This is a genomic window from Streptomyces phaeoluteigriseus (assembly GCF_001896135.2).
GTDB classification, from domain to species: domain Bacteria; phylum Actinomycetota; class Actinomycetes; order Streptomycetales; family Streptomycetaceae; genus Streptomyces; species Streptomyces phaeoluteigriseus.
On record NZ_MPOH02000009.1, the window covers coordinates 362529 to 367396 of the forward strand.

General features: G+C 57.0%; 1 rRNA gene and 1 other annotated feature. The gene reads right to left on the reverse strand.

Annotated features, from left to right (window positions below):
• Positions 1-117: ribosomal RNA gene (rrf, locus tag BM536_RS09345) — 5S ribosomal RNA — on the reverse strand.
• Between the two features lie 92 nt (positions 118-209).
• Positions 210-4610: a sequence feature (most likely nonfunctional fraction of RNA operon), on the reverse strand.
• Between the last annotated feature and the right edge of the window lie 258 nt (positions 4611-4868).

Consider the following 4868-nt stretch of genomic DNA (forward strand, 5'->3'; position numbering starts at 1 on the left):
GTTCGGCGGCGTCCTACTCTCCCACAGGGTCCCCCCTGCAGTACCATCGGCGCTGTAAGGCTTAGCTTCCGGGTTCGGAATGTAACCGGGCGTTTCCCTCACGCTATAACCACCGAAACACTATGAAACTGTTGAACTGCCGCACCACGCTCCGTGGGAACGTGGGGCTGTTCGTGGTTTCAGAACCAACACAGTGGACGCGAGCAACTGAGGACAAGCCCTCGGCCTATTAGTACCAGTCAGCTTCACCCCTTACAGGGCTTCCACATCTGGCCTATCAACCCAGTCGTCTACTGGGAGCCTTACCCCATCTAGTGGGTGGGAACACTCATCTCGAAGCAGGCTTCCCGCTTAGATGCTTTCAGCGGTTATCCCTCCCGAACGTAGCCAACCAGCCATGCCCTTGGCAGGACAACTGGCACACCAGAGGTTCGTCCGTCCCGGTCCTCTCGTACTAGGGACAGCCCTTCTCAATGTTCCTGCGCGCGCAGCGGATAGGGACCGAACTGTCTCACGACGTTCTAAACCCAGCTCGCGTACCGCTTTAATGGGCGAACAGCCCAACCCTTGGGACCGACTCCAGCCCCAGGATGCGACGAGCCGACATCGAGGTGCCAAACCATCCCGTCGATATGGACTCTTGGGGAAGATCAGCCTGTTATCCCCGGGGTACCTTTTATCCGTTGAGCGACGGCGCTTCCACAAGCCACCGCCGGATCACTAGTCCCGACTTTCGTCCCTGCTCGACCCGTCGGTCTCACAGTCAAGCTCCCTTGTGCACTTACACTCAACACCTGATTGCCAACCAGGCTGAGGGAACCTTTGGGCGCCTCCGTTACTCTTTAGGAGGCAACCGCCCCAGTTAAACTACCCATCAGACACTGTCCCTGATCCGGATCACGGACCCAGGTTAGACATCCAGCACGACCAGAGTGGTATTTCAACGGCGACTCCACCTGAACTGGCGTCCAAGCTTCACAGTCTCCCACCTATCCTACACAAGCCGAACCGAACACCAATATCAAACTATAGTAAAGGTCCCGGGGTCTTTCCGTCCTGCTGCGCGAAACGAGCATCTTTACTCGTAGTGCAATTTCACCGGGCCTATGGTTGAGACAGTCGAGAAGTCGTTACGCCATTCGTGCAGGTCGGAACTTACCCGACAAGGAATTTCGCTACCTTAGGATGGTTATAGTTACCACCGCCGTTTACTGGCGCTTAAGTTCTCAGCTTCGCACGCCCGAAAGCGCACTAACCGGTCCCCTTAACGTTCCAGCACCGGGCAGGCGTCAGTCCGTATACATCGCCTTACGGCTTCGCACGGACCTGTGTTTTTAGTAAACAGTCGCTTCTCGCTGGTCTCTGCGGCCACCCCCAGCTCAGACAGTAAATGTCATCACCGGTGATGGCCCCCCTTCTCCCGAAGTTACGGGGGCATTTTGCCGAGTTCCTTAACCATAGTTCACCCGAACGCCTCGGTATTCTCTACCTGACCACCTGAGTCGGTTTAGGGTACGGGCCGCCATGAAACTCGCTAGAGGCTTTTCTCGACAGCATAGGATCATCCACTTCACCACAATCGGCTCGGCATCAGGTCTCAGACTATGTGCCAGGCGGATTTACCTACCTGACGTCCTACACCCTTACCCCGGGACAACCACCGCCCGGGATGGACTACCTTCCTGCGTCACCCCATCACTCACCTACTGCAAGTCTGGTCCGTCGGCTCCACCACTTTCCTTTCCCCGAAGGGTCCGGAACGGCTTCACGGACTTAGCATCGCCTGGTTCAGTGTTTGACGCTTCACAGCGGGTACCGGAATATCAACCGGTTATCCATCGACTACGCCTGTCGGCCTCGCCTTAGGTCCCGACTTACCCTGGGCAGATCAGCTTGACCCAGGAACCCTTAGTCAATCGGCGCAAACGTTTCTCACGTTTGTATCGCTACTCATGCCTGCATTCTCACTCGTGAACCGTCCACAACTCGCTTCCGCGGCTGCTTCACCCGGCACACGACGCTCCCCTACCCATCACAGCACCCGTTGGGGCTATATGCTGCAATGACACGACTTCGGCGGTACGCTTGAGCCCCGCTACATTGTCGGCGCGGAATCACTAGACCAGTGAGCTATTACGCACTCTTTCAAGGGTGGCTGCTTCTAAGCCAACCTCCTGGTTGTCTGTGCGACTCCACATCCTTTCCCACTTAGCGTACGCTTAGGGGCCTTAGTCGATGCTCTGGGCTGTTTCCCTCTCGACCATGGAGCTTATCCCCCACAGTCTCACTGCCGCGCTCTCACTTACCGGCATTCGGAGTTTGGCTAAGGTCAGTAACCCGGTAGGGCCCATCGCCTATCCAGTGCTCTACCTCCGGCAAGAAACACACGACGCTGCACCTAAATGCATTTCGGGGAGAACCAGCTATCACGGAGTTTGATTGGCCTTTCACCCCTAACCACAGGTCATCCCCCAGGTTTTCAACCCTGGTGGGTTCGGTCCTCCACGACCTCTTACAGCCGCTTCAACCTGCCCATGGCTAGATCACTCCGCTTCGGGTCTTGAGCGTGCTACTGAAACGCCCTGTTCGGACTCGCTTTCGCTACGGCTACCCCACTCGGGTTAACCTCGCAACACACCGCAAACTCGCAGGCTCATTCTTCAAAAGGCACGCAGTCACGAGACACCAAGCAAGCTTGATGTCCGACGCTCCCACGGCTTGTAGGCACACGGTTTCAGGTACTATTTCACTCCGCTCCCGCGGTACTTTTCACCATTCCCTCACGGTACTATCCGCTATCGGTCACCAGGGAATATTTAGGCTTAGCGGGTGGTCCCGCCAGATTCACACGGGATTTCTCGGGCCCCGTGCTACTTGGGTGTCTCTCAGACGAGCCGTTGACGTTTCGACTACGGGGGTCTTACCCTCTACGCCGGACCTTTCGCATGTCCTTCGTCTACATCAACGGTTTCTGACTCGCCCTGAATAATCAACGTTCCACCCTTGAGCAACCAGCATCAGACGTTCGCTGATGAACTGGCCTCTGACCTCACCCCGAAGGGATCGGTAAGAAGTGCTCCTTAGAAAGGAGGTGATCCAGCCGCACCTTCCGGTACGGCTACCTTGTTACGACTTCGTCCCAATCGCCAGTCCCACCTTCGACAGCTCCCTCCCACAAGGGGTTGGGCCACCGGCTTCGGGTGTTACCGACTTTCGTGACGTGACGGGCGGTGTGTACAAGGCCCGGGAACGTATTCACCGCAGCAATGCTGATCTGCGATTACTAGCAACTCCGACTTCATGGGGTCGAGTTGCAGACCCCAATCCGAACTGAGACCGGCTTTTTGAGATTCGCTCCACCTCACGGTATCGCAGCTCTTTGTACCGGCCATTGTAGCACGTGTGCAGCCCAAGACATAAGGGGCATGATGACTTGACGTCGTCCCCACCTTCCTCCGAGTTGACCCCGGCGGTCTCCTGTGAGTCCCCATCACCCCGAAGGGCATGCTGGCAACACAGAACAAGGGTTGCGCTCGTTGCGGGACTTAACCCAACATCTCACGACACGAGCTGACGACAGCCATGCACCACCTGTACACCGACCACAAGGGGGGCACCATCTCTGATGCTTTCCGGTGTATGTCAAGCCTTGGTAAGGTTCTTCGCGTTGCGTCGAATTAAGCCACATGCTCCGCTGCTTGTGCGGGCCCCCGTCAATTCCTTTGAGTTTTAGCCTTGCGGCCGTACTCCCCAGGCGGGGAACTTAATGCGTTAGCTGCGGCACCGACGACGTGGAATGTCGCCAACACCTAGTTCCCACCGTTTACGGCGTGGACTACCAGGGTATCTAATCCTGTTCGCTCCCCACGCTTTCGCTCCTCAGCGTCAGTAATGGCCCAGAGATCCGCCTTCGCCACCGGTGTTCCTCCTGATATCTGCGCATTTCACCGCTACACCAGGAATTCCGATCTCCCCTACCACACTCTAGCTAGCCCGTATCGAATGCAGACCCGGGGTTAAGCCCCGGGCTTTCACACCCGACGTGACAAGCCGCCTACGAGCTCTTTACGCCCAATAATTCCGGACAACGCTTGCGCCCTACGTATTACCGCGGCTGCTGGCACGTAGTTAGCCGGCGCTTCTTCTGCAGGTACCGTCACTTTCGCTTCTTCCCTGCTGAAAGAGGTTTACAACCCGAAGGCCGTCATCCCTCACGCGGCGTCGCTGCATCAGGCTTTCGCCCATTGTGCAATATTCCCCACTGCTGCCTCCCGTAGGAGTCTGGGCCGTGTCTCAGTCCCAGTGTGGCCGGTCGCCCTCTCAGGCCGGCTACCCGTCGTCGCCTTGGTGAGCCATTACCTCACCAACAAGCTGATAGGCCGCGGGCTCATCCTTCACCGCCGGAGCTTTTAACCCCCACCCATGAGAGAGGGAGTGTTATCCGGTATTAGACCCCGTTTCCAGGGCTTGTCCCAGAGTGAAGGGCAGATTGCCCACGTGTTACTCACCCGTTCGCCACTAATCCCCACCGAAGTGGTTCATCGTTCGACTTGCATGTGTTAAGCACGCCGCCAGCGTTCGTCCTGAGCCAGGATCAAACTCTCCGTGAATGTTTTCCCGTAATCGGGATCGCACATCACGAGAGCGGAACGGTCAGGCGGAATAGGCCCGACCGTTCACAGCGTCCTCGCTGTGTTTTCTTCAAAGGAACCTCATCCTCGGCTATCACTGCCGGGGACGGGGTATCAACATATCTGGCGTTGATTTTTGGCACGCTGTTGAGTTCTCAAGGAACGGACGCTTCCTTTGTACTCACCCGAGAGACTCTCTCAGGCTTTCCTCCGGGCGCTTCCCTTCGGTCTTGCGTT